Raw genomic sequence first — 22,501 nt, 5'->3', positions numbered from 1 at the left:
AGGTCCGCTGGAATTATCCAGCGGACCTCGTTAGTTGGCATTGCGCCCCGCGCAATAGCGGTGGCTACAGGTTACGGCTATCCGGCTTGATGAAGGCTTCTTCGTCCATTTCGGTGGGCACCACCACAATGCCCTGCTGGAGCTTGGAATTGTTGCGACCGTAGAGGAAGTACACGATGAAGCCGAGGAACATCCAGCCAAAGGCCACTTTCAGGGTGAAAGCGTCGAGGGCGAAGATGAGCAGCAGGCAGATGCCAGCCCCCAGGATGGGCACCAGCGGGAAGCTGGGCGACGAGAGGGGCGCCCGGAACGGCCGGGGCTGCGCGGGGTCGGAGCGGCGCATAATCCAGATGCCAATGCTCACGAGCACGAAAGCCAGCAGCGTGCCGAACGAGGTCAAATCGCCGGCCAGCGAGCCGGGCACGAAGGCCGCGAACAGGCCCACGAACACCATCAGCATGAGGTTGGATTTGTAGGGCGTGTTGAAGCGCGGGTGCAGCTCCGAAAAGGCTTTGGGCATGAGGCCGTCCTTGGCCATCGAGAAGAATACGCGGCTCTGGCCCATGAGCATCACCAGGATAACCGACGTGAAGCCGAGCAGAATGCCCACCGTGACGGCCGTGGCCAGCCAGCCGTAGCCGGGCATGTGCGCCCGAATGGCGTAAGCCACCGAGGCCTCGCCGCCCAGGGCCGGGTCGGCAAATTCGCGCCAGGAAGCCACGCCCGTCAGCACGTGGCCAAACAGGATGTAGAGCACCGTGCAGATGGCCAGCGAGCCGAGAATGCCAATGGGCATGTCGCGCTTGGGGTTTTTGGCTTCCTGCGCGGCCGTGCTCACGGCATCGAACCCGATGAAGGCAAAAAACACGATGGCCGCGCCGCCCAGGATGCCGCCCCAGCCGTGCTTGTTCCAATCGGAGTAGCTGTGCGGGCCAATGGGCGCCTGGTCGGCCGGGATGAGGTAGGGCGTGTGGTTGGCGGGGTTGATAAACTGCCAGCCCACGGCAATGAACACGAGCACGATGGCTACTTTTAGCACCACGACCACGGCATTGAAGATGGCCGATTCCTGGGTGCCTTTCACCAGCAGCAGGCTCAGCGCCACGATGACCAGCAGGGCCGGCAGGTTGATGAAGCCGTGCTGCGTCACGCCATTCACCACGGCGTGCTCGAAGGGCGAATGGCTGAGATTATACGGGATACTCGTCCCAAATACTTCCAGGAGTTTGTTCAAATACTCGCTCCAGGCAATGCTGACGGTGGCCGCGCCCAGCGCGTATTCCATAATCAGGGCCCAGCCGATAACCCAGGCCACGAACTCGCCCATGGTGGTGTAGGCGTAGGTGTAGGCCGAGCCGGCAATCGGAATCATGGCCGCGAACTCGGCGTAGCACAAGCCGGCAAACACGCAGCCGATGGCGGCCACGATGAAAGCCAGCGTCACGCCCGGCCCGGAGGCCTGGGCGGCGGCGGCGGCGGTGCGCACAAACAGGCCCGCCCCGATGATGGCGCCCACGCCGAGCGCCACGAGGTTGCCCGCGCCCAGCGTCCGCTTCAGGGTGCCGTGCCCGGTGGAGCTGGCCTCGCCCAGGAGCACGGCCAGCGGTTTTTTGGCGAAAATACTTGCCATGAGTCAGGTGTAAATAAAGAAAGAAGAGTGAAAGAAAAAGAGCTGTAGGACGAGCCCCTGCGTTGCCAACGGGAATTAGAAACCCGGCCGGAGTCAGCGGCGGGTCCGAAATATAGGCAGCAAATTTGCGTTGGTCCCGGTTTGAACCGCGGGGTGGCGTGGCGGTGGCCCCGCCCGGCCGCACCCCGCGGCGTTAAACCTGGCTTGGCGGCCGATATCTAACCCCCACATTCCTATCTTTATACCTTATGAAAAAGTCCCTCCTACTCCTCGCCGGGCTGGCTGCTGCCGCTGGTTCGGCCGCCGCACAGGTTCCCGCCACCCCGGCGCCGCCCGCCATGGCTGCCCCGGCCGCCGGGCGCCCATCGCCGGACCAGCAGGCTGACCGCCGCGCCCAGTACCTGACCAAAGAACTGGGGCTGAGCCCCGACCAGCAGGCCCGGCTCATGCCCATTCTGCTGGCCCAGCGCCAGGACATGCAGGCCATGCGCGCCCAAGTGAGCACCGGCGGCCGGCGGCGTGGCATGGGTCAGGACCTCAAAGCCTCCCAGGCCAAATTCAACGAGCAAATAAAAGGGGTGTTCACGCCGGAGCAGTTCACCAAATTCACCCAAATGCAGGAGGAGCAGCGCGACAAGATGCGCGAGCGCCGGCAAAACGGCGGCCCCCTGCCCGCGCCTGCTAACTAAGCCGGTGGCCGGTGGCCTGGCCACTTCGCAAAAGTCCCGTACCACTTAAGCTGGACGGGGCTTTTGCTTTTCTAAAAAGTGGCCTGACCCTTGCAATGCCGTTTTCAGCGGCCAACCTTCACGGGCTGCCATTCCACCACCCGCCATCTTCTCTTCACTTAGTTACCTCATGAAAAAGACCCTCACCTTGCTGGCAGCCCTGGCCCTGGCCACCGCCGGCACTGCCTTCGCCCAAGCTCCCGCCGTGAAAACCACCGGCTCCGACGCCAACCAGAACGCTATGCACCAGAACCTGGCGGCCAAGAGCGGCGGCAAAGGCGGTAAAATGGCAGACAAAAACCCTGCGCAGAAAGCCGACCACAAAGCCGCCAAAATGGCCAAAGACCTCGGCCTGACCGCCGACCAGGAAGCCAAAGTGGAAAAGCTGATGGTGGACCACGAGCAGGAAAACACCACCCTCAAAGCCAAGTACGCGGCCGATAAAACCGCCGGCCGCCCCGCCATGAAGGCCGCCCACGACCGCTACGAGGCCCAGCTCAAAACCATCCTCACGCCCGAGCAATACGCCAAGCTCGACAAGATGAAGGCCGAACACCACGGCCACGGTAAGGACAAGACGAAAGCCAAAGCCTAACCGCCCCAGCGCCCCAGTACAAAGCCCCAACCACTCCGGTTGGGGCTTTTTCATGTTTCGGGCCAAGCTGAACCATCTCCTGCATTCGGCCGCTTGCTTATATTTGGCCAAACCACCCGGCTAAAAACCACCCCGCCCCATGCCTCCCCTCCCCAGTAGCACGGCCTCGGCCGTGCAAATCCAGCAGTTTTACGACAAAGGCCTGGCCCACGCCAGCTACGCCGTGCGCTGCGGCCACCAGATTGCCATCATCGACCCCGGCCGCGACCCCCAGCCCTACTACGACTTTGCCGACGAGCACGAGGCCCGCATCATCGCCATCATCGAGACGCACCCGCACGCCGATTTCGTGTCGTCGCACCTGGAAATTGCCGAAGAAACCGAGGCTCCCATCTATTGCAGCAAGCTGGTGGGCGCCAAATACCCGCACCGCAATTTCGACGACGGCGACCGCATCAAGCTCGGCACCTACGAATTGCACGCCATCAACACCCCCGGCCACTCACCCGACAGCATCAGTATTTTGCTCATGGACGACCTGGCCCAGAGCCGCGCCGTATTCACCGGCGACACGCTCTTTGTGGGCGACGTGGGCCGGCCCGACCTGCGCGAGGACGAAGCCGTGGGCGGCCACAAGCGCGAGGAGTTGGCCGCTCAGATGTACCAGAGCACCCGCAACAAGCTCATGACCCTGCCCGGCAGCACCAAGGTGTACCCCGCCCACGGCCCCGGCTCACTCTGCGGCAAAACCACCAGCCCCGACCTCGACTCCACTATTGCCAAGGAGCTGAAAACGAATTATGCCCTGCAACCCATGTCGCAGGACGAATTCATCAAAGTTCTGCTCGAAGACCAACCCTTCGTGCCCAAGTATTTCGGCCACGACGTGAAGCTCAACAAGCTGGGCGCCCCCAGCTTCGAGGACAGCATCCGGGCGGTGCCCCACCCCGGCAGCACCGCCGCCCTGGAGCCGGGTGTGCTCATTATTGACACCCGCCCGGCGGCCAGATTCCGCGCCGGCCACCTGCCCGGTGCCCTCAACCTGCAGGACGGCGGCAAGTTCGAAACCTGGCTGGGCTCGGTCGTCGGCCCCGCCGAGAAGTTCTACCTGCTGGCCGACTCGCAGATTGCGCTGGATACCGTGGTGCGCAAAACTGCCAAAATCGGCTACGAGGGCAACATCAAAGGCGCCCTGCTGGCCCCCACCGCCCTGCCCGCCACCTCCTCCACCGTGGATGTGGAGGCAGTGCGCCTGCACCCCGAAGCCTTCACCATCGTCGACATCCGCAACCGGGCCGAGACCAAAGTGCCGGTATTCGAAAATGCTCTGCTCATCCCGCTGCCCGAGCTGCGCGAGCGCGCCCACGAAATCCCCGCCGACAAGCCCATTCTGATTCACTGCGCCGGTGGCTACCGCTCGGCCGCCGGGGCCAGCATCGTGCAAGCCGCGCTGCCCGGCGCGCAGGTGCTGGATTTAGGCGAGGCCGTGACGGCATTTCAGAAGCAGGCGGTGCATTAGTACCTGCGGTCACGGGCTCGATATGTTTGCCGCTGCTGACGCGTTCATCTTCGCCAGTAGAGCGGCAAGCATACTTGGCTTTGAGCGAATACCCGCTGCTTTTGATGCTTACCAATAGCGGGCCCCCAAACATCATGTGTCATTTAAGTACTCGTGCAAAAGTAAACGAATAACAGAATGTCATGCAGAGCGCAGCGAAGCATCTCGCTTGTGGTAGTAAATCAATCGTTAAACGATGTGAGCGAGATGCTTCGCTGCGCTCTGCATGACGGTTACTTTTGCTTGACTACTTAAAGCAACACCCCAGCCCATGAAATACAAACGAACCAGAGGATTCGAGATTCAAGGACATTTAGACATTGTTGTTTTTCATAATGAAGAAAAGAACGAAGGAGAAACAGAAACATTCATATGGGACGAAGTCTTTATCCACGGAAACCCGGAAGGACTGAAATCATTAGCTAAATTACTCCTTGAGATTGCCGACTTAAATCAAGAAAAAGTTAACGATAAATATTTACCTGTTGGCGCACGAGAACATTATCATTTGAGACCAGGGGTTGAATTGGCTAATAGCTCAGTTGAAGTAATTGTTGGGCGACTTGATGCGAAAGGAACAGGCGTGTTTTACGACAAGTATATTTCAAAAGACAAATCGGAGTAACACTGCCCTAGCCACAGGCTCGAACCCAGGCGGCAGCGCGTCGCAGACGCGCGCCAGCGGGTGACCGAGGAAAAAACTGCCGGGCATAATCGGCCGTTGGGCCGCGCCTGACCCTGCTGGCGGGTGAACGAGGAAAAAACCGCCGGGCATGATGCGCTGATGACCCGCATTCAGCAGGTAATGGCCCGCATTGAGCTGAAGGACGACCCGTGCACGGCCGCCTACAAGCGGTTTGGGGCGGCCAACGTGGCCAACGCGACGGAGGCCGTGCTGCACCTGGCCGGGGCCGTGGTGGTGAAACAGGGCCGCAAGTACCTGGCCGACTACGCCGGCGTGGGCCTGACCAAGGAGCTGCTGGACGCGGTGGAAACCAACAACGCCAACTTCGTGGAGGAGCTGACCACCGGCAAGGAGGCCGAAAACGAGCGGCAGGCCGCCACCGATGCCCGCATCGAGGCCGCCAATGCCCTGTATGAGGAGCTGGTGAAGCTGTGCGCGGCCGGCAACACAGGCTGGCGCTTCGAGGACGAAACCAAGGCCAAGGAGTACGTGGTGGACCACGCCGCGCCCGCCGACGCGGCCAAGCCGGCGGGGACGGCGGCGTAGGCAGCCGGCCTTTCGGCTTACTTTGCCCCGGCTGCCGATGGTAGCCGGGGCTTTTTGTTATTGGCCAGACCGGTACTTTTGAGTAGCGCGAACTGAAAGTCCACGCTACTTCCCGTTTAGCTATTGATTTTAATTACTATACGTAAGAGTGGGACAATGAATGAGTATGAAGTGTTAAGAACTATTTATAAAGTTGGTCATCCTATTTCCGGGATTGTATCAGGCTATAAATGGCATGAATTAGTGGATGGTTTTCATAGCTGCCAAATTGAAATAGAAACCGATTTAGCATTTAAAGCCATCTTACCCTATCAAAATTTACTTGATGACTACGACTATCCGGTTTTTCGTCAGGAACTCATCCCCACACTTGGGACTCGCCTTGATATGGTCGTTGCGAATTACGTTAATGGTACGCTATATCTAAGTGCCAAGCCAAGTGACGTAAGTGCGGAACGAATAGCGCAATTCAAAAGCTTCTACCGTTACATCGAGGGACTGAAAGTGGGCAATGTGATAACAGGAAGAGTAAAAAAAGCAATGCCTTGCGGAATATTTGTTGATTTACAATCCCCTTACCCAGGGCTAATTGATATCGGCCATACTGATTTTAATCTGGGCAAAAAATTGCCATACGACAATTCCAAATGGCCACAGGAGGACGAATTAATTACCTGTATAATTACGTATTTCAGATTGCATAATATGCAAGTTGGCTTAGGTTGGTCAACTGATTGAATAAAACAGACAACGTTAATTTCCATCGTAATTCTACCCGCTTATGCGCGTTCTTCACACCGCCGACTGGCACCTGGGCCAGCACTTCCTCACGGGCCAGGAACGCACCACCGAGCAGCAGGCTTTCCTCGACTGGCTGCTGCTCACGGTGCGGGCCCAGCAGATTGACGTGCTGGTGGTGGCCGGTGATGTTTTCGATACCCAAACGCCGTCGTACACGGCGCAGGAGCAGTATTATACCTTTTTGGTGAAGATGCAGGGCACCGGCTGCCGCGACATCGTGGTGGTGGGCGGCAACCACGACTCGCCCACCATGCTCAACGCCTCGCGGCAGCTGCTGCGGCAGCTGCGCATTCACGTAGTGGGCGGCGTGCCCACCGACCCGGCCGAGCAAATCCTGCACCTGAACGGGGCCAACGGCCGGGTGGGGCTGGTGGTGTGCGCGGTGCCGTTTCTGCGCGACCGCGACATCCGGTTGGCCGTGGCCGGCGAAAGCCCCGACGACCGCCAACTCCGCATTCGCCAGAGCATTGCCGGGCACTACGCCGCCCTGGCCGGCCGCGACGCCGTGCGGCAACTGCGCGAGCAGGACGTGCCCGTGCTGGCCACCGGCCACCTCTACGCGGCCGGCGGCGAGGCCCGCGAAGGGGCCGAGCGCGACGTGCACATCGGCGGGCTGGGGCTGGTGGGGGCCGAGCATTTCCCGGCCGCGTTCGACTACGTGGCCCTGGGCCACCTGCACCGCCCGCAGGTGGTGGGCGGCCGGGCGCACATCCGCTACTCGGGCTCGCCGGTGCCGCTTTCCTTCACCGAAGCCGACGACCGGCAGCAGGTGTTGCTGCTGGAATTCAGGGGCGCGGGCGCGCCCACGATTACCAGCCTGCCGGTGCCGGTGGCGCGGCGCTTGCAGCGCTTCCACGGCACGCTGGAGGAGGTGGAGGCCGACATTCTGGCTTATGACAACTCGGCCTTTCCGCTGGTGGCCTGGGCCGATGTGCTGGTGCGCTCCGACGAAACCTCCGCCGAGGTGCAGCGCCGGGTGCAGGCCGTGCTGCAGCTGCAGAAGACCCAGGTGCTGGCCCCGCGCGGCGTGCGCCACCAGCGCGCCACCGAAGCCCCCGACTTGGCCGCCGATACCGCCCCGCTGGCCCTGCTGCACGAGCTGACGGTGGACGAGGTTTTTGGCCGGCGCGTGGCGGGCCTGCCGCCCGAGCGGGCCGCCGCCCTCACCGCCACGTTTGGCGAGCTGCGCCAGCTGCTGGCCGAAGCCGACCCGCAGGCGTGGGCCGGCACGGCCGAATAGCAGGGCTGAGAACGCATTTCGGCGATAGTGCGCAACGCATTTTTGCGCTAATTTTGACTTTTGTATCCAATCATTTCTACCATGAAAAAAGTATTACTGCCCGCTTTTGCATTGGTGGCGCTGCTGGGAACGGCGCAAGAAGTTCAGGCTCAGGCCAACCTGATACACGGCATCTCAGCCGGCCTGGGCGTGGCCCGCATGGCCGGCAATAAAAAGGCCGCCGCCCCGGCCCTGGCCACCAGCACCTACCGCGGCCAGTCGTTTCCGATGCAGCGCACCCCGGCCGAGCAGCTGCCCAAGAAAGGGGCCGAACAGGTGACGGCCCTGGAAACCCAGCTGGACCGCTTCCACACGGCGCTGGTGGCCGACTCGACCAACGCCTTGTGCACGCCGGAGCAGCGCACGGCCATTCAGACGGCGATTGTGAACCTTGCCCGCGCGCAGTCGCGTTGGGACTTGCAGCCTTATCAGCAGGAAGCCACCTTCTACCTGGCCGAGGATGCGCGCCGCCAGCGGGCTGCCGCCGGCACCGTGCCGGGCAAATAGCCCGGCGGCCCCACTCATTTTATTTCCTCTGCACCCGCGCCCGCCAGCCTGCCCCTGGTGGGGGCGGGCGTAAGTTTATGCCATGAAAATTATCAGCGTCCGCTTCGCTAACCTGAACTCGCTGCCTGGTCCGTTCCTGATTCGCTTCGATGAAACGCCCTTGGCCGACACGGGGCTGTTTGCCATTACCGGGCCCACGGGGGCGGGCAAGAGCACGCTGCTCGACGCCATTTCGGTGGGCCTCTACGGCCGGGTGCCGCGCCACGACCGCCAGGTGGGTGAGATGGTGAGCCGCCACGCCAAGGACGCTTTTTCGGAGGTGGAATTCGAAGTCCACGAAACCAACCCCGACACCGGCGCGGTGGACCGCGTGCGCTACCGCTCGCGCTGGGAAGTGAAGCGCAAAACCCGCGGCGAGGACAAGGGCGGCCTCGGCCAGGACGCCATGACGCTGGTGCTCAGCCCATCCAACATTGCGATAATCACCGGCAAAGAGGCCGTGCCGGCGCGGGTGAGCGAGCTTTCGGGGCTGGATTTTGGGCAGTTCGAGCAGTCGGTGCTGCTGAGCCAGGGCAAGTTTGCGCGCTTCCTGCACGCGCCGGAAAAGGAGCGCAGCGCCCTGCTGGAGAAGATGACCAACGTGGGCATCTATTCGCGGCTCTCGGTAGCGGCGTTTGAAAAAGCCAAGGAGGAAGAGCTGAAGACCAGGCTGCTGTGCGCCAAGCTGGATGCCACCCGGCTGCTGACGGCGGAAGCGCGGGCGGAGCTGGAAGCGCGGCTCGATGTGCTGAACGAGGAGGTGGAGCAGTACCACGAGGAAGAGCAGGAGCTGACCATTTGCCTGACCTGGCGCACCATCCTGGACCAGCTGGATAAGCAGCTGCGCGACACCACCCGCGAAATAGAAGCCCTGCGCTGCGCCGACGACGCCCTGCAACCCGAATTTGCCCGGCTGGCGGGCCACCTGCGCGCCAACGCCAGGGAGCTGGCCACGCCCCTGGCCCTGGCCGAAGTGGCCCACAAAGCCCTGCTTAGCAACACCGGGCAGCTGGCCCAGCTGGCCCAGGCCCTGCCCGGCCTGAGCGAAGCCGCCGCCGCCGCCGAAACCGCCCACGCCGCTGCCACGGCCGCCCATCTGACCGCGCAGGCCGAGGAAAACCGCCTGCGGCCCATTCTGGAGGAGGCGCGGGCGCAGGACGCGGCAATTGCCACGGCGCAGCAACAGCTGCGGAAGAACCGCGCGGGGTACGAGCAGGACCTGGGGGCGCACGAGCAGGCCCAGGCCGCCTGGCAGCTGCAGGCGCGGGAGCTGCAAGCGCTGGCCGACCAGCAAACCACGCTGGATAGCTGGCTCATCGCGCACAGCCAGGAAGCAGACTTGAAGAGTCAGATTATCACGCTGGACCGTGAAATCATTGACCTGCAAGCGGCCCAGAAGGAAATTGCCACGCGGGAAGCCCGCCGCGAAGAGCTGTTCAAAACCCAGCAAGCAACCGGCGACGACCTCAGCCGGCAGCGCCGCTTCGAAGCGGAGGCCGTGGCCCGGCAGCAGGCCATTAAGGACGAGGGCCAGCCCTGCCGCACCGAGCGCGACGCCCTGCTTCAGGACACTACGCCCGCCGAGCTGGCCCAGCGCGCCGACGACTTCTCCGCGCATCTGCAAGGGCTGCAGCAGCTCTTGCCCAAAGCTGAAGCCGCGCACGAGCAGCAGGTCCGCACGGAGGCGCTGGACGCCGAAATCAGCCGCGACGCTCCTCCCCTGGCCGCGGCTGAAGTGGCGTTTGGGCACCTCGAAACCCGGCGGGCCGATGGGCTACGGCTGCTCGAAAGCTACCGGCGCGAGCTGCGCACCCAGCAAGCCCTGGCCGACCTCAATGTCCACCGCCACCAGTTGCAGAACGGGCAGCCCTGCCCGCTCTGCGGGGCCGTCGACCACGTATTCACCGCCGATTTTGCAGCCGAGGCCAATGAGCAGGAACAGCGTGTAGCGGCCCAACAACTGGCCCTGACGGCGCTGGATACTGAATTGCGCACCACCTCGCAAGCCCTCACCCGCCGCCAGACCGAGCAGCAGCAGCGCCACCAGCAGCGCCAGCAAGCCGCCGACGCGGCCGAAACCGCCCGCCAACAGGCTCAGGCGTTGGCCGCGGCGCTAGTGCCCGTTGCGGCTGCTCCGACCGACCCGGCGGCGGTGCGCGAATTGCTCGACGCGGCTACGTCCTACCAGGCCAGCGCCCTGGCGGCGCGCCGACGCCTCGCGGTGCTGGATGAGAAGCTGTCCGAATTGCGCGACAAGTACACCAAGGCCGGGGAAGCCGCCATTGCCGCCCAGCGCGAGATTCCCAAGCTGCTGGAGCGGCAGGAAATTGCGGACCTGGAGCTGGCCAAGCTGACCAAAGAGCTGGCTTACTGGCACGAGCAGGCCGAAATCTACCAAAGCACCATCCGGGACTATTTGCAGCCTCATCAGCTGGCACTGCCCGCAAAACCGCCTTACGACGGCCTTTTAGCCACGCTCACCGACCGGGCCGCTTACTACGAAGCCCAGCGCGCTGCCTTGGCTACTGGACGTGAAAAGCTATTGGAACGCAGTTCGCAGCATAAAACCCGCGCCGACGAGCAGGCCCGTGAGGGCACGAAACTGGCCGCCGCCGCCGCCGCGCTCGAAGCCGAGCAGCTGGCCCTTACGCAGCAGCAGGCCGCCCGCACCGCGTACTACGCCGGCCCCAACCCAGCCGCCAAAGCCGAGCAGCTGCGCGAGCACACCCTGCGCCTGGCTGAGGCCCTGCAACGCGCCCAAAGCCAGCGCGCCCGGCAGCAGCAAGAGCTGGCCATCCAGCAAAACGCCCAGACTGCGCTGCAAACGCAGTTTGCCGCCCACCAGCAGGCCCACACCGAAGCCCAGGCCGAGCTGGCTGCCGCCCTCGCTGCCGCCGGCTTTGCCAGCGCCGCCGAGGCCCAGGCGCTGCTACTGCCCCCGGCCGAAGCCGAGCGTCTGCACCAGCGCCGTCAGGACCGCCTCACGGCCCAGGCCGCCGCCGCCCGCCTCCTCACCACCCTCACCGCCGAGCAGCAGCGCCACGCCGAGGCCGGCCTCACCCCTCTCAACACCGCCGAGCTCACGGCCCAGCTTCAGGCACTTTCGGCGGCCGACGATATTCTGCAGCAGAAGCTGGGGGCCGTGGGCAACCAGCTGAAGCAGGACGATGACGCCCGGCAGCTGCAGGCCGAGGGCTTGCTCGAATTGCAGGTACGCCAGCAGGAAGAGCAGCGCTGGCAGGATTTGAGCGAGCAGATTGGCTCGGCGCGGGGCGATAAGTTCAGCCAGTTTGCCCAGGGCCTCACGCTCACGCACCTGGCCCGGCTGGCCAACCTGCGCCTGCGCCAGCTCACCGGCCGCTATACCATCCTCAAAACGCCCAACCGCAACCTGGAGCTGCAAATCATCGACCACGACCAGGCCGACACGGTGCGGCCCATGGCCTCGCTCTCGGGCGGCGAAAGCTTCCTGGTGAGCCTGGCCCTGGCCCTGGGCCTGAGCGAGCTGGCCGGCCACAAGGCCCGCATCGAGTCGCTGTTCATCGACGAGGGTTTCGGCACCCTCGACCCCGACGCCCTCAACACGGCCCTCGATGCGCTGGAGCGCCTCCAGCATTCGGGCAAGATGATTGGCATCATTTCCCACGTCTCCGACCTTAAGGACCGCATCGGCACCCAGATTCGGGTGCGGCCCGGCGCGGGCGGCAACAGCACCGTACACGTCGTGAACGTGCTGGGTGATGAAACCAGCTGCGCGGTGTAGCCAGTAGCGCGGACTTTGCAGTCCGCGTCCCCGGCGGAAACCCAAACAATCCTAACGGCGTGGGGACGCGGACTACAAAGTCCGCGCTACTGCCCGGCCGCCTTCACCTCGGGCCAGGTCCAGTATTTCCGGGGCTGAATTCCCGCGTAGCCAGCCTGAAAAAACGCCCGCACTTCCCGCTCCATTACTTCCGGCGCGATGGTGGAAGCATAAATCGGCCGGCCGTCGGGGTCGGCGTAGCGCTCGGCTTTGGACAGTTTTTTTCCGGTGAGGCGCAGTAGCGGGCCGGTGTCGGTGATGCCATCGGCGGCCCAGGTGCGGCTGCTGGTTTCCAGCGTATTCAGCCGGGCCACCAATGGCGCGAGGGCCAGGCGCGGCAGCGTGGGCCGGCTGGCCAGGTCAACCCAAGTGGTATACTTGTATTCCAGTTCGTAGCGGTGGCCGTCGTAAAGGCTCAGCATGATGTCGAGGCCGGCCGTGGGGCCGAACAGCGCATAGTACGGGCCCGGCAAGGACGTTTCCACCACGGCTAGCCCGATTTCCGGATAGCGCCGCCACGTCGTCAGCGGTGCCTGCATTGCGGTGCCTGCTTGCTTCACCCGCTCAAATTCCGGCTGCCAGGCGGCGCGGCCAGCTTCAGGATTTTGTAGGATTCCGGCGAAGCGCGGCAAAAACCACGCAAACTTTTCGGCCGAAGCTTCGTCCTCGCGCCGGTGCCGGGCGGGAGCGCCGAAGGGCTCGTAGAAGCGGGCTTTTTCCTCGGCGTTCAGCCAGCACACCAGCTGCAGCGCGGCATCGGCCAAGGGATTTGCAAAGTCAATTTCCCGAAAATCGCCCACCACGGCCACCAGGCGCAGCAATTCCTCGTGCTGCCGGGCCAGCGCCGGGTGCAGCAAAGCCCACACGCCGATGAAGCCATCCACGTCAAAATGATTGGCCGTGACGGCGGCCGCATCCAGGCCCGGTGTTTCAGAGTGGTGCAGGGCCCGCAGCGCTGAACCAGCGCTGGTGTCGTCGCGCAGGTCAACCGGGGTGCTGGCCCCGCGCCAATGGGCCAGCGTGAGCACCGCGCCAATCCCGACGCTATCAACCAGAATGGTGGGCTGCTGCCGAAGCTGCGCAAAGGGCACGAAATAGCGGTTCATGCGGCAAAGGTCGGCCGCCGGCCCGTCAACACCCGAAAAAAATCAGCGCCGGGCGCGCCGGTTGCTGATGCGCTCCACGCGCTGCCGCCGAATCCAGCGGAGGCAGGTCTGCAGCTCTCCGGCTTGCCGCAGGGACGCCACGGTGGGGTAGCGGCGGGTCAGGTCGCAGTTGCTCAGAAAACGATGAACGCTGCTGTGGCAGGACTGGCATAATTCGACGATGGGACTGTGCTTGCCGCCTTCCTCGCGCGGCGCCAGGGGTGGCGTGAGGTGGCTTGCACCGGCCGCTCACACAGGCCACATTGCGGCTCGAATTGAGAAATCAAATTGCCGGGTGGCCACCCAACCGATTGGGAACGAAGCATTGCCATACGTAACAAAATGGACCGATTTAAGACTCGCTGGATTTACTTTACTTACAGGTATTGGCTGGTACGAGTTGCGGATTGACTGCTAGCATACTATCTTGGCAGGCCATGTGCTTATTTCTCTACACTTGCCTAGCTTACACTTTAATCTTAAATTTTCACCTTTTTAGTTTTTCACCCGTGATGACAATTGTACCTTCTGTATTATCGACACTCAAACAACCCTCCTTTGCCCAGCGAATAGGTGGCGTGCTCGTGCTGCTGCTGCTGCTTGGCGCTGCTCCTTCGGTGCACGCCCAAACGTGGATGGTGAGCACCACGGCGCAAATCAAGCTGGGCGTTCTGGACAAATACGGTCAGCTGGGCGCTTACTCGGCCACGTTTATCGTGCACAGCGAGCGCACGGGCAAAGATTACTACCTCGTGAAAGAATTGGCCAAAGGCCAGACCGGTGTGGATGTCCTTTTTCCCACCGACCCCTCCGACCCGCAGTATTTCAAGAGCGAAGCCGGCGAGGCGGCAAACCCCACCCCCGGCCGCTACACCTGGGAATGCCGGGTGAAAGGCGCCAAGGCCGTGGGAGGGCACTTTACGTTCCCCGATGTAGCTAACGACGTAACGGTTATCAACAAGTAAGGGAGCTAAAAGGCCCCGTTTCGGTAAACGAATTTGACATCCCACTCGAAAAGTCTGGCCTTGCGCCGGGCTTTTTTCGTTTAAGGACGAGTGCCCCGGCAGGTTGGGGCACGCGGCGGGCCGGGGCCGCAGGTTTTCATCTTTTTTCGCATCATCGTGCCACGCAAATCCTTCCCCGAACTCATCAACAGCCCCGGCATGCCCGTGCTGGTTGATTTTTACGCCACCTGGTGCGGCCCCTGCAAAACCATGGCGCCCATTCTGGAGCAAGTGGCCGCCCAGTACGGCGGCAAGCTGCGCGTCATCAAGATTGACGTGGACCGCAACCAGGCCGTGGCCCAGCAATACCGTGTGCAGAGCATTCCGACGCTGATTTTGTTCCACCAGGGGCAGCCGGTGTGGCGGCAGGCGGGCGTGGTGCCGGCGGCCCAGATTACGCAGGCGCTCCAGCCGTTCGTGGGCAAAAATTAGCCGCCGGGCTGCGGGGGGGCCGGCAATGGCCGGGGCGGGCAAACTATCCGGCCGGCGCAGGCGTTGGGGAGGGCGCTACCTTTGCGTATTCCCCGACTTGTGCCATATGGTTGCTTTTTCCGCTGCGCGCTATTATTTGTTGCTGTTGCTGTTAGGGCTGAGCTGGCCGCGCCTGGCGTGGGCCCAGGAGCTGGCCCGTTTCACCATTAGTGGCACGGTGCGCGGGGGGCGCGGCGAGGTGCTGCCGGGGGCCAGCGTGGCCGTGCCGGCTCTGAATACCGGCACGGCGGCCGATTCGCTGGGGCATTTTTCGTTGAGGCTGCCCGCCGGCAAGCACCAGCTGGTGGTGGCTTTCATCGGCTACCAGCAAATCACCCGCGACCTGAACCTGACCAAAAACCAGCGCCTCAGCTTCGCGCTGGAGGAAAGCGGCAACGAGCTGGGCGAAGTGGTGGTGGAAGGCTCCGTGACGCTGGAGCAGAAGCTCAAAACCACGCAAATGGGCGTCGAGCACCTCAGCATTCACGAGGCCAAGCTGCTGCCGGCGCTGTTTGGCGAGGTCGATATCCTGAAAACCCTGCAACTAAAGCCGGGCGTGCAAAGCGGCGGCGAAGGCACCAGCGGCCTGTTTGTGCGCGGCGGCTCGGCCGACCAGAACCTGGTGCTCCTCGACAATGCACTGGTATACAACCCCAACCACCTGTTCGGATTGTTTTCGGTGTTCAACCCCGACGCCGTGCAGAGCGTGGACCTGTACAAATCGGGCTTCCCGGCGCAGTTTGGGGGCCGGCTTTCGTCGGTGGTGGATGTGAAGCTGCGCGAGGGCGACCGGCAGCACTACGTGGCCACCGGCGGCATCGGCCTGATTTCGTCGCGCCTCACCTACGAAGGGCCGATTAACAAGGGCAAAGGCTCGTTCATCGTGTCGGGGCGGCGCACGTATTTCGACATTTTCACGCGGGCCCTCAACAAAGCCAACGAGGGCAAGGAGGACTACAGCCCCATCCCCGACTACTATTTCTACGACCTCAATGCCAAGGCCAACTACACGCTGGGCGCCAAAGACCAGCTGTTTTTTACGGGCTACCTGGGCCGCGATATATTTGGTTTTAGCAGCACGGGCGGCTTCAATTTCACCTTCAAGTGGGGCAACACCATCGGCACGGCCCGCTGGAACCACGTGTTTTCGCCCAAGCTGTTCGTGAACACCACGGCCTCGATTTCCGACTACCAGTACAACCTGACCAACAAGCTCGACCAGTTCAGCTTCACGCTCGGCTCCAGCATTCGGGACTACACCGGGCGCACCGATTTCGAGTACACGCCCAACGACCGGCACCTCATCAAGGTTGGGGCGATGCTCACGCAGCACAAGTTTGGGGTGGGCCGGCTGGATGCCAACTCCGGCGACGGCCGCATCAACTTCGGAGCCGACGTGAACTACTACGGCCTGGAGGGCGCGCTCTACGCTTCCGACAACTACAAAGCGTCCGACAAGCTGCAGCTCGAAGGCGGCCTGCGCCTCACCGGTTTCCGAAGCGGCAGCGACCAGTACGGCGGCCTGGAGCCCCGCGCCTCGGCCCGCTACTCGCTCAACGACCGCACCTCGTTCAAGCTCAACTACGCGCTGATGTACCAGTACGTGCACCTGGTCACGAACTCCGGAGCCACGCTGCCCACCGACATCTGGTACCCCTCGCGCCTGTCCGTAATGCCCCAGCGCTCGCAGCAGGTGAGCAGCGGCGTGAGCTTCCTGCTGGGCCGGGGCAAGTTTTTGCTCACCGATGAGGTGTACTACAAATGGGGCCGGAACCAGGTCGATTTCAAGGACGGCGCGCAGCTGTTTGTGAACCCGGAGCTGGACGCCGAATTCATTTTTGGCAAGAGCTGGTCCTACGGCAACGAGCTGTATCTGGAAAAGAAAACCGGCCGCACCACCGGCTGGATTGGCTACACCCTGGCCTGGAGCTGGCGCAATTTCCAGCCCCAGCGCGGCACCACCGGCGTGAACAACGGCCAGGATTTCCACCCCAACTACGACCGCCGCCACAACCTGACCGTGGTGGTGCTGCACAAGCTCAACGCCCGCTTCGACCTCACGGCCAGCTTCATCTACACGTCGGGCAACCTCACCACGCTGCCGTTGGGCCGGTTTGGCGTGCAGGACATTCCGGGCTCCAGCACAGGCATCGACCCGCGCCCGGTGCCCATCTACCCCGACCGCAACTCCTACCGGCTCATCCCCTACCACCGGCTCGACCTTGGCGTGGTGTATAAAATCGGGGCCCGCCTCAATCAGGATTTGACCCTGAGCATTTACAACGCCTACAACCGGCGCAACGCCTACTTCGTGTTTTTCGAGACGGTGCGCGACAAAGCCACCGACCGCATCACCGGCTTCCGGGCCCAGCAGGTGTCGCTGTTCCCGGTTATTCCTTCCTTGACGTACAATTTTCGGTTCTGACCACGGATTAGCGCGGATTTCACGGATTTCACGGATTTTGTGGCTGGCCCGGCGAGGCTTTTACAGGGATTTTTGACTGAATCAGGTATGAAAAGGAAGATAAACTGGCTTGTTTTGGGTGGTGTGCCGCTGCTGGCCCTGGCCGGCTGCGGCAAGCTGCAAAACAACATCGACGTGCCGCTGCCCACCTATTCGGCCGAGCTGGCGGTGGAGTGCTACCTGGAGCCGGGCAAGGTGCCGAGCCTGGCCGTCACCACCTCGGTGCCCTACCTGAGCACCGTGCTGCCGCAGGTGCCCACCGACGTGACTGTGACGCTTACCATGCCCAACGGCACGCCCGTGCCCCTCACCTTCTCGCCCAACTACCAGGCCCTGATTGACACCACGGGGGTGAAATTCCACTCCCACATTGGCCGCGTGCCGCTGGTGGCCCGCCCCGGCGACGTATTTACGCTGGACGTGCGCGACACCCAGGGCCGCCACGCCACCAGCACCACCACCATGCTGGCGCCCGTGCCCATCGATTCGATGAACTACAAGTTCAACGACAAAACCGGTGCCGAGCACAAGGCCTACGTCCTCACCAATTTCCGCGACCCCAGCACGCCCGACGATGCCTACCGCCTGCAACTGCACAAGGGCGACCCCGCCCGCGGCGTGCTCCTGAAACGGCCCGAAGTGGACAATTCCTTCGAAGACCGGCTGCTCAACGGCCAGGAATTTGTGGTGGGCACCAGCTACCGCTTTTACCCCGGCGACACCGTCACGGCCACGCTCTACCACACCGACGAAACTTATTTCCGCTTCCGCAAGTCGGTCAGCGACGCCCGTGGGGCCAACGGCAACCCCTTCGCCCAGCCCTCGGCCATCTACGGCAACGTGCGGGGCGGCATCGGCATCTTCACGGTGCTGAGCGCCACCACAGCCACGAAGATTCTCCCGAAATAACCGAGCCTACAGCCCCGTTATCACAGCTTTGATGAGGGCCGTGAGGCGGGGTTCGGCCTGGGCGGCAGCGGCGAAAATGTCGGCCAGCACCACCGGTTTCAGGTGGCCGGGCGCGCACAAATCGGTAATAACCGACACGGCCAGCACCGGCAAATTGAGTTGCCGGGCGGCAATAACCTCGGGCACGGTGCTCATGCCCACGGCATCGGCCCCGATGATGCGCAGGTAGCGGTATTCGGCGGGGGTTTCGAGCATGGGGCCGGGCACGCTCGCGTACACGCCGCGCCGGGTGGTGCCGGCCTGGCCCAGGGCCTGGGCGGCGGCTTCGGCGCGGGCCAGCAGGTCGGCATCATAGGGGGCAAACATGTCCGGGAAGCGCGGGCCCAGCTCGTCGAGGTTGGGGCCGATGAGCGGGTTGCCGGGCTGGAGATTTATGTGGTCGTCAATCAGCATCAGGTCGGCAATGTTGAAGTCCGGATTCAGGCCGCCGGCCGCGTTGCTCACCAGCAGCCGGCCGATGCCCAGCAGCCGGAGCACGCGCACCGGCATGGCCACCTGCTCCATGGTGTAGCCCTCGTAGTAGTGAAAGCGGCCTTGCAGCACGGCTACTTTCTTGCCGCCCATGCGGCCCAGCAGCAGCCGGCCGGCGTGGCTTTCCACCGTCGAAAGCGGGAAGTTCGGAATGTCGGCGTAGTTGATTTCGTGCTCTACTTCAACTTCTTTGGCCAGCGCGCCCAACCCCGTGCCGAGGATGATGCCGATTTCGGGCTGGAAATCACTGGTCTGGTTTTGAATGTAGGCAGCGGCTTTGCGGAGGCGGTTCAACATGGAGGCGTGGAATGAAGTAGCGCGAACCGGGCAGGTCGCGTCCCCGCGCCGTGGGAACATCCTAACGGCGCGGGGACGCGACCTGCCCGGTTCGCGCTGCGGGTGCTCAGAAAAAGTTACTTGATGTCCAGAATATACGGCATCCTGGCCTGCACGCCGCTCATCTGGAGCAGCTGCTGGTACTGCGCGTAGGCCGGGTACAGCGGGCCCAGCTCGGCCTTAATAGCGCGGGCTTTTACTTCGGCATCGTCGCCCCCGCCGAAGCGGGCCATGATGCTTTCCAGGGCAGAACGCTGGCGGGGCAGGCGCTGTACCTGGTAGTCATCGGCCTTGAGGTGGGCACGGGCAGCGGCAATTTTCAGGGCGTCGGTATAATCGCCCAGCACGTCCACGAGGCCGTTGTTCTTGGCTTCGATGCCACTCCAGACGCGGCCCGAGGCCAGCCGGCGCAGGCGCTCCACGGGCATGTGGCGGCCCAGGGCCGCCTTGCTGGTGAAGTCGGCGTAGATATTATTCACTTCGCCCTGCAACACGCTTTTCTCGAAATCCGAGAGCGGGCGCGTGATGGTGGGCAGGTCCGAAAACTTGCCGGTCGTCACGCGGTCCACGGTGATGCCGAGCTTGTCGGCCAGCAGTGGCTGGATGTTGGGCAGCACGCCAAACACGCCAATGGAGCCCGTGATGGTGTTCGGATGGGCCACGATGGTGTCGCAGGCCATGCTGATGTAGTAGCCACCCGAGGCCGCCACGTCGCCCATGCTGGCGATAATCGGCTTTACTTTTTTGGTCAGCAGCACCTCGCGGTAAATCACGTCGGAAGCCAGCGACGAGCCGCCGGGCGAGTTCACGCGCAGCACCACGGCCTTCACCTTGTCATCGAGCCGGGCCTTGCGGATAGCCTCGGCAAACTTGGTGCTGCCGATGTTGTCGTCCGAGCCCTTGCCGGTCACGATATCGCCCTCGGCGTAAATCACGGCAATGCGGTTGCCGCTGGTTTTGCCGTCTTTTTCGTCGGCTTTGTCGCTGTCGGTGTAGTCGCTCAGGCTCACCAGGTTGGGCTTTTTATTTTTGGCCAGGCCCAGCTTGCCGCGCATGTAGTCCTGCACCTCATCGAAGTAGCCGAGTTTGGTGACCAGGTGCAGCCGCAGCGCATCGGGGGCGTTGTGCACCAGCATCGAATCCGAAATAACCTTGAGGCGGGCCGGCTCGATGTGGCGGGCGTCGGCCACCTGCTTAATCATGTAGCCGTTGATGGAGTTCAGGAACGACACCGTCTGGAAGCGGGCTGAGTCGGAGAAGTTCTCCCGAAAAAACGGCTCCACGGCACTTTTGAAGGAGCCGACGCGGAAGATGTAGGGCTCGATGCCGGCCTTGGCGAAGAGGCGCTTGTAGAACATCACCTCCGTGCTCAGGCCGTTGAATTCGAGTGTGCCCTGCGGGTGCAGGTAGATTTCGTTGGCCACCGAGGACAGATAGAAGCTCTTTTCGGAGCACACTTCGTGGTAGGCCACCACAAATTTGCCGCCCTTCTTGAAGTCGAGCAGCGCGTCGCGCACTTCCTCCATCGAGGCCATGCCGCCCTGCACGATGCCCAGGTTCAGCAAAATGCCCTTGATGTCGTCGTCGCCCTTGGCCCGGTGAATGGCTTCCTTCAGCTCCACCAGCCCGGTGGTGCCGCCGCCGCCCCCAAAGGCCTCGAACCGGCTGTCGCGCCCGCGCTCATTCAGCGGCTCGTTGAGCTTGAGCTCCAGCACCGAATTGGCGGCCACGTCCTTGTGGTCGTCGCTGCTCACGGCCGCCCCGATGATGACGGCCATGATTAAAAAACCAATGAAACTGAACGCGACCAGCCCCACGATGGTGGCAAGTACGAATTTTAAGAACTGACGCATAGGACCACAGATTTAACGGATTTCAACGGATGGAAACGGATTTTTTGTGGTTCGTCATTATCACCTGCACCACCTAGAACCCAACCGGCTGGCAAGTTACAGCGCATGTATCGTTTGGCTTCCGGGTTTATTACGATAGCGCGCATTTATCTCTGGAACCACAAAAAATCCGTTTCCATCCGTTGAAATCCGTTAAATCTGTGGTCAGTAGCCGTACTTCTCGCCCCACCAGCCGCGCAGGCGCTCCTGGATTTTCGCCTCACTGGCATTCTGGCCGGGCGCGTAGTAGCGGGTGCCGCTCAGGGCATCGGGCAGAAACTCCTGCTCCTCGAAATTGCCCTCGCCGTTGTGCGAGTAGGCGTACTCTTTGCCGTAGCCGAGCTGTTTCAGGAGGCGCGTGGGGGCGTTGCGCAGGGGCACGGGCACGGGGTGCACGCCGTTGGCCTTCACCTCGGCCTGCGCCGCCCGAATGGCCAGGTAGGCCGCGTTGCTCTTGACCGAAGTAGCCAGGTAAATCACGGTTTGGGCCAGGATGAGGTCCGACTCGGGCAGGCCGATGACGGTGCAGGCCTGGAAGCAGCTGGTGGCCAGCATCAGGGCGTTGGGGTTGGCGTTGCCGATGTCTTCGGAGGCTAGGATGAGCATGCGCCGGGCAATAAATTTCACGTCCTCGCCGCCTTCCAGCATCACGGCCAGGTAGTAGAGCGCGGCGTTGGGGTCGGAGCCGCGCATGCTTTTGATGAAGGCCGAAATCACGTCGTAGTGCATTTCGCCGCCCTTGTCGTACTTCGCCAGCGGGCGCTGGGCCACTTCCTGCACCACGGCATCGGTGAGTTGGATGACGCCTCTTTTGTCGGGCGGCGTGCTTTGCACTACTATTTCGAGCAGGTTGAGCAGCTTGCGGGCATCGCCGCCGCTGAGGGCCAGCAGGGCGTGGTCTTCCACCAGCTTCACCTTTTTTTGCTTTAATGCCGCGTCTTCGGTCAACGCCTTTTGCACCAGCCCGCGCAGGGTTTCCGCGCTCAGCGGCTCCAGCACATACACCTGGCAGCGCGACAAAAGCGCCGGAATCACCTCAAACGACGGGTTTTCGGTGGTGGCCCCAATCAGGGTGATGGTGCCGTGCTCCACCGCGCCCAGCAGGGCATCCTGCTGCGCCTTGCTGAAGCGGTGGATTTCATCAATAAAAAGGACGGTGCCGCGCTGCCGCCGGGCTTTTTCGATAACGTCGCGCACGTCCTTCACGCCGGCATTAATCGCGCTCAGGGCCGAGAATGGCTGCTTCAGCTCGCTGGCCAGCAGGTGGGCCAGGGTGGTTTTGCCCACGCCGGGCGGGCCCCACAGAATGAGGCTGGGCAGGCGGCCGGCGTTCAAATAGCGACGCAGCACGCCGGTTTCGCCCACCAGGTGCAGCTGGCCGGCGTAGTCGGCCAGGCGGCGGGGACGCTGGCGCTCGGCCAGGGGGGCGTCGGGTCCGGGGCCGGGCAGGGGGGTGAAGGCGGTGGGTTCGTCGTCGGGGAAGAGGGAGGCCATGGGAAGTAGCGAAGTAGCGCGAACTTTGTGGTTCGCGTCCCCCGCGCCGTTTCAACGATTGCAACCGGCGCGGGGGACGCGAACC

At 62.8% G+C, this 22,501-nt stretch carries 18 protein-coding genes; 13 read left to right on the top strand and 5 right to left on the bottom strand.

All coding sequences use genetic code 11. The annotated features are described in order from the left end of the window. Positions 1-64 precede the first annotated feature (64 nt). The gene (locus tag J4G38_RS23095) at positions 65-1,630 is read right to left on the bottom strand and encodes an amino acid permease (protein WP_210521361.1); all 1,566 of its coding nucleotides are present in this window, start codon (positions 1,628-1,630) and stop codon (positions 65-67) included. A 248-nt stretch (positions 1,631-1,878) separates the two neighbouring features. On the opposite strand from J4G38_RS23095, the gene J4G38_RS23090 reads away from it, so the two are divergent. From J4G38_RS23090 to J4G38_RS23050, 9 genes are all read left to right on the top strand, one after another. Continuing rightward, positions 1,879-2,319: a hypothetical protein gene (locus tag J4G38_RS23090; protein WP_210521362.1), complete on the top strand. Its 441-nt coding sequence runs from the start codon at positions 1,879-1,881 to the stop codon at positions 2,317-2,319. A gap of 169 nt (positions 2,320-2,488) precedes the next feature. Continuing rightward, positions 2,489-2,953, top strand: coding sequence for a hypothetical protein (locus J4G38_RS23085; RefSeq protein ID WP_210521363.1), 465 nt, complete (start codon positions 2,489-2,491; stop codon positions 2,951-2,953). Between the two features lie 139 nt (positions 2,954-3,092). Then, a complete protein-coding gene (locus J4G38_RS23080) occupies positions 3,093-4,472 on the top strand; it encodes an MBL fold metallo-hydrolase (RefSeq protein WP_226163722.1) in 1,380 nt (459 codons plus the stop codon). A 310-nt stretch (positions 4,473-4,782) separates the two neighbouring features. Further along, positions 4,783-5,136: an Imm32 family immunity protein gene (locus J4G38_RS23075; RefSeq protein ID WP_210521364.1), complete on the top strand. Its 354-nt coding sequence runs from the start codon at positions 4,783-4,785 to the stop codon at positions 5,134-5,136. Positions 5,137-5,259: 123 nt separating this feature from the next. After that, positions 5,260-5,742: a hypothetical protein gene (locus tag J4G38_RS23070; RefSeq protein WP_210521365.1), complete on the top strand. Its 483-nt coding sequence runs from the start codon at positions 5,260-5,262 to the stop codon at positions 5,740-5,742. Positions 5,743-5,865: 123 nt separating this feature from the next. Beyond that, positions 5,866-6,480, top strand: a complete 615-nt coding sequence (locus J4G38_RS23065) for a S1 domain-containing protein (RefSeq protein ID WP_226163720.1) — start codon at positions 5,866-5,868, stop codon at positions 6,478-6,480. A 43-nt stretch (positions 6,481-6,523) separates the two neighbouring features. Next, entirely contained in the window at positions 6,524-7,783 is a 1,260-nt protein-coding gene (sbcD, locus tag J4G38_RS23060) for an exonuclease subunit SbcD (protein ID WP_210521367.1), read from the top strand. A gap of 81 nt (positions 7,784-7,864) precedes the next feature. Next, positions 7,865-8,329, top strand: coding sequence for a hypothetical protein (locus tag J4G38_RS23055; RefSeq protein WP_210521368.1), 465 nt, complete (start codon positions 7,865-7,867; stop codon positions 8,327-8,329). A gap of 82 nt (positions 8,330-8,411) precedes the next feature. Beyond that, entirely contained in the window at positions 8,412-12,131 is a 3,720-nt protein-coding gene (locus tag J4G38_RS23050) for an AAA family ATPase (RefSeq protein ID WP_210521369.1), read from the top strand. Between the two features lie 86 nt (positions 12,132-12,217). Here J4G38_RS23050 and J4G38_RS23045 read toward each other — a convergent pair whose 3' ends face one another. Then, the gene (locus tag J4G38_RS23045; RefSeq protein ID WP_210521370.1) at positions 12,218-13,276 is read right to left on the bottom strand and encodes a DUF6687 family protein; all 1,059 of its coding nucleotides are present in this window, start codon (positions 13,274-13,276) and stop codon (positions 12,218-12,220) included. A gap of 548 nt (positions 13,277-13,824) precedes the next feature. On the opposite strand from J4G38_RS23045, the gene J4G38_RS23040 reads away from it, so the two are divergent. From J4G38_RS23040 to J4G38_RS23025, 4 genes are all read left to right on the top strand, one after another. Next, positions 13,825-14,280 carry a hypothetical protein gene (locus J4G38_RS23040; protein ID WP_210521371.1) on the top strand — a complete coding sequence of 152 codons (456 nt, stop codon included), beginning with the start codon at positions 13,825-13,827 and terminating at the stop codon, positions 14,278-14,280. Between the two features lie 156 nt (positions 14,281-14,436). Next, entirely contained in the window at positions 14,437-14,751 is a 315-nt protein-coding gene (gene trxA, locus J4G38_RS23035; RefSeq protein WP_210521372.1) for a thioredoxin, read from the top strand. A 106-nt stretch (positions 14,752-14,857) separates the two neighbouring features. After that, on the top strand, positions 14,858-17,215 hold the full coding sequence (locus J4G38_RS23030) for a TonB-dependent receptor (RefSeq protein WP_210521373.1): 2,358 nt from the start codon (positions 14,858-14,860) through the stop codon (positions 17,213-17,215). 87 nt (positions 17,216-17,302) lie between these two features. Next, positions 17,303-18,163 carry a DUF4249 domain-containing protein gene (locus J4G38_RS23025; protein WP_210521374.1) on the top strand — a complete coding sequence of 287 codons (861 nt, stop codon included), beginning with the start codon at positions 17,303-17,305 and terminating at the stop codon, positions 18,161-18,163. Positions 18,164-18,169: 6 nt separating this feature from the next. On the opposite strand, the gene J4G38_RS23020 is transcribed toward J4G38_RS23025, so the two are convergent. The 3 genes from J4G38_RS23020 to J4G38_RS23010 form a co-directional block, all read right to left on the bottom strand. After that, positions 18,170-18,991, bottom strand: coding sequence for a purine-nucleoside phosphorylase (locus J4G38_RS23020; protein ID WP_210521375.1), 822 nt, complete (start codon positions 18,989-18,991; stop codon positions 18,170-18,172). Positions 18,992-19,107: 116 nt separating this feature from the next. Then, positions 19,108-20,883, bottom strand: coding sequence for a signal peptide peptidase SppA (sppA, locus tag J4G38_RS23015; RefSeq protein WP_210521376.1), 1,776 nt, complete (start codon positions 20,881-20,883; stop codon positions 19,108-19,110). A gap of 204 nt (positions 20,884-21,087) precedes the next feature. Then, a complete protein-coding gene (locus tag J4G38_RS23010) occupies positions 21,088-22,416 on the bottom strand; it encodes a replication-associated recombination protein A (protein WP_210521377.1) in 1,329 nt (442 codons plus the stop codon). Between the last annotated feature and the right edge of the window lie 85 nt (positions 22,417-22,501).

Origin of the sequence: Hymenobacter terricola (genome assembly GCF_017921975.2) — a bacterium.
Classification (GTDB): domain Bacteria; phylum Bacteroidota; class Bacteroidia; order Cytophagales; family Hymenobacteraceae; genus Hymenobacter; species Hymenobacter terricola.
Note: the sequence above shows the minus strand (reverse complement) of the source record. Positions and strands in the feature narration are given on the sequence as shown.

Bases quoted from the DNA above. Each gene is read 5' to 3' on its own strand.
- sbcD (WP_210521367.1), top strand. From the start codon at position 6,524: ATGCGCGTTCTTCACACCGCCGACTGGCACCTGGGCCAGCACTTCCTC.
- J4G38_RS23085 (WP_210521363.1), top strand. From the start codon at position 2,489: ATGAAAAAGACCCTCACCTTGCTGGCAGCCCTGGCCCTGGCCACCGCC.
- J4G38_RS23075 (WP_210521364.1), top strand. From the start codon at position 4,783: ATGAAATACAAACGAACCAGAGGATTCGAGATTCAAGGACATTTAGAC.
- J4G38_RS23010 (WP_210521377.1), bottom strand. From the start codon at position 22,416: ATGGCCTCCCTCTTCCCCGACGACGAACCCACCGCCTTCACCCCCCTG.
- J4G38_RS23050 (WP_210521369.1), top strand. From the start codon at position 8,412: ATGAAAATTATCAGCGTCCGCTTCGCTAACCTGAACTCGCTGCCTGGT.
- J4G38_RS23080 (WP_226163722.1), top strand. From the start codon at position 3,093: ATGCCTCCCCTCCCCAGTAGCACGGCCTCGGCCGTGCAAATCCAGCAG.
- J4G38_RS23090 (WP_210521362.1), top strand. From the start codon at position 1,879: ATGAAAAAGTCCCTCCTACTCCTCGCCGGGCTGGCTGCTGCCGCTGGT.
- J4G38_RS23095 (WP_210521361.1), bottom strand. From the start codon at position 1,630: ATGGCAAGTATTTTCGCCAAAAAACCGCTGGCCGTGCTCCTGGGCGAG.
- J4G38_RS23020 (WP_210521375.1), bottom strand. From the start codon at position 18,991: ATGTTGAACCGCCTCCGCAAAGCCGCTGCCTACATTCAAAACCAGACC.
- J4G38_RS23045 (WP_210521370.1), bottom strand. From the start codon at position 13,276: ATGAACCGCTATTTCGTGCCCTTTGCGCAGCTTCGGCAGCAGCCCACC.
- J4G38_RS23055 (WP_210521368.1), top strand. From the start codon at position 7,865: ATGAAAAAAGTATTACTGCCCGCTTTTGCATTGGTGGCGCTGCTGGGA.
- J4G38_RS23030 (WP_210521373.1), top strand. From the start codon at position 14,858: ATGGTTGCTTTTTCCGCTGCGCGCTATTATTTGTTGCTGTTGCTGTTA.
- J4G38_RS23025 (WP_210521374.1), top strand. From the start codon at position 17,303: ATGAAAAGGAAGATAAACTGGCTTGTTTTGGGTGGTGTGCCGCTGCTG.
- sppA (WP_210521376.1), bottom strand. From the start codon at position 20,883: ATGCGTCAGTTCTTAAAATTCGTACTTGCCACCATCGTGGGGCTGGTC.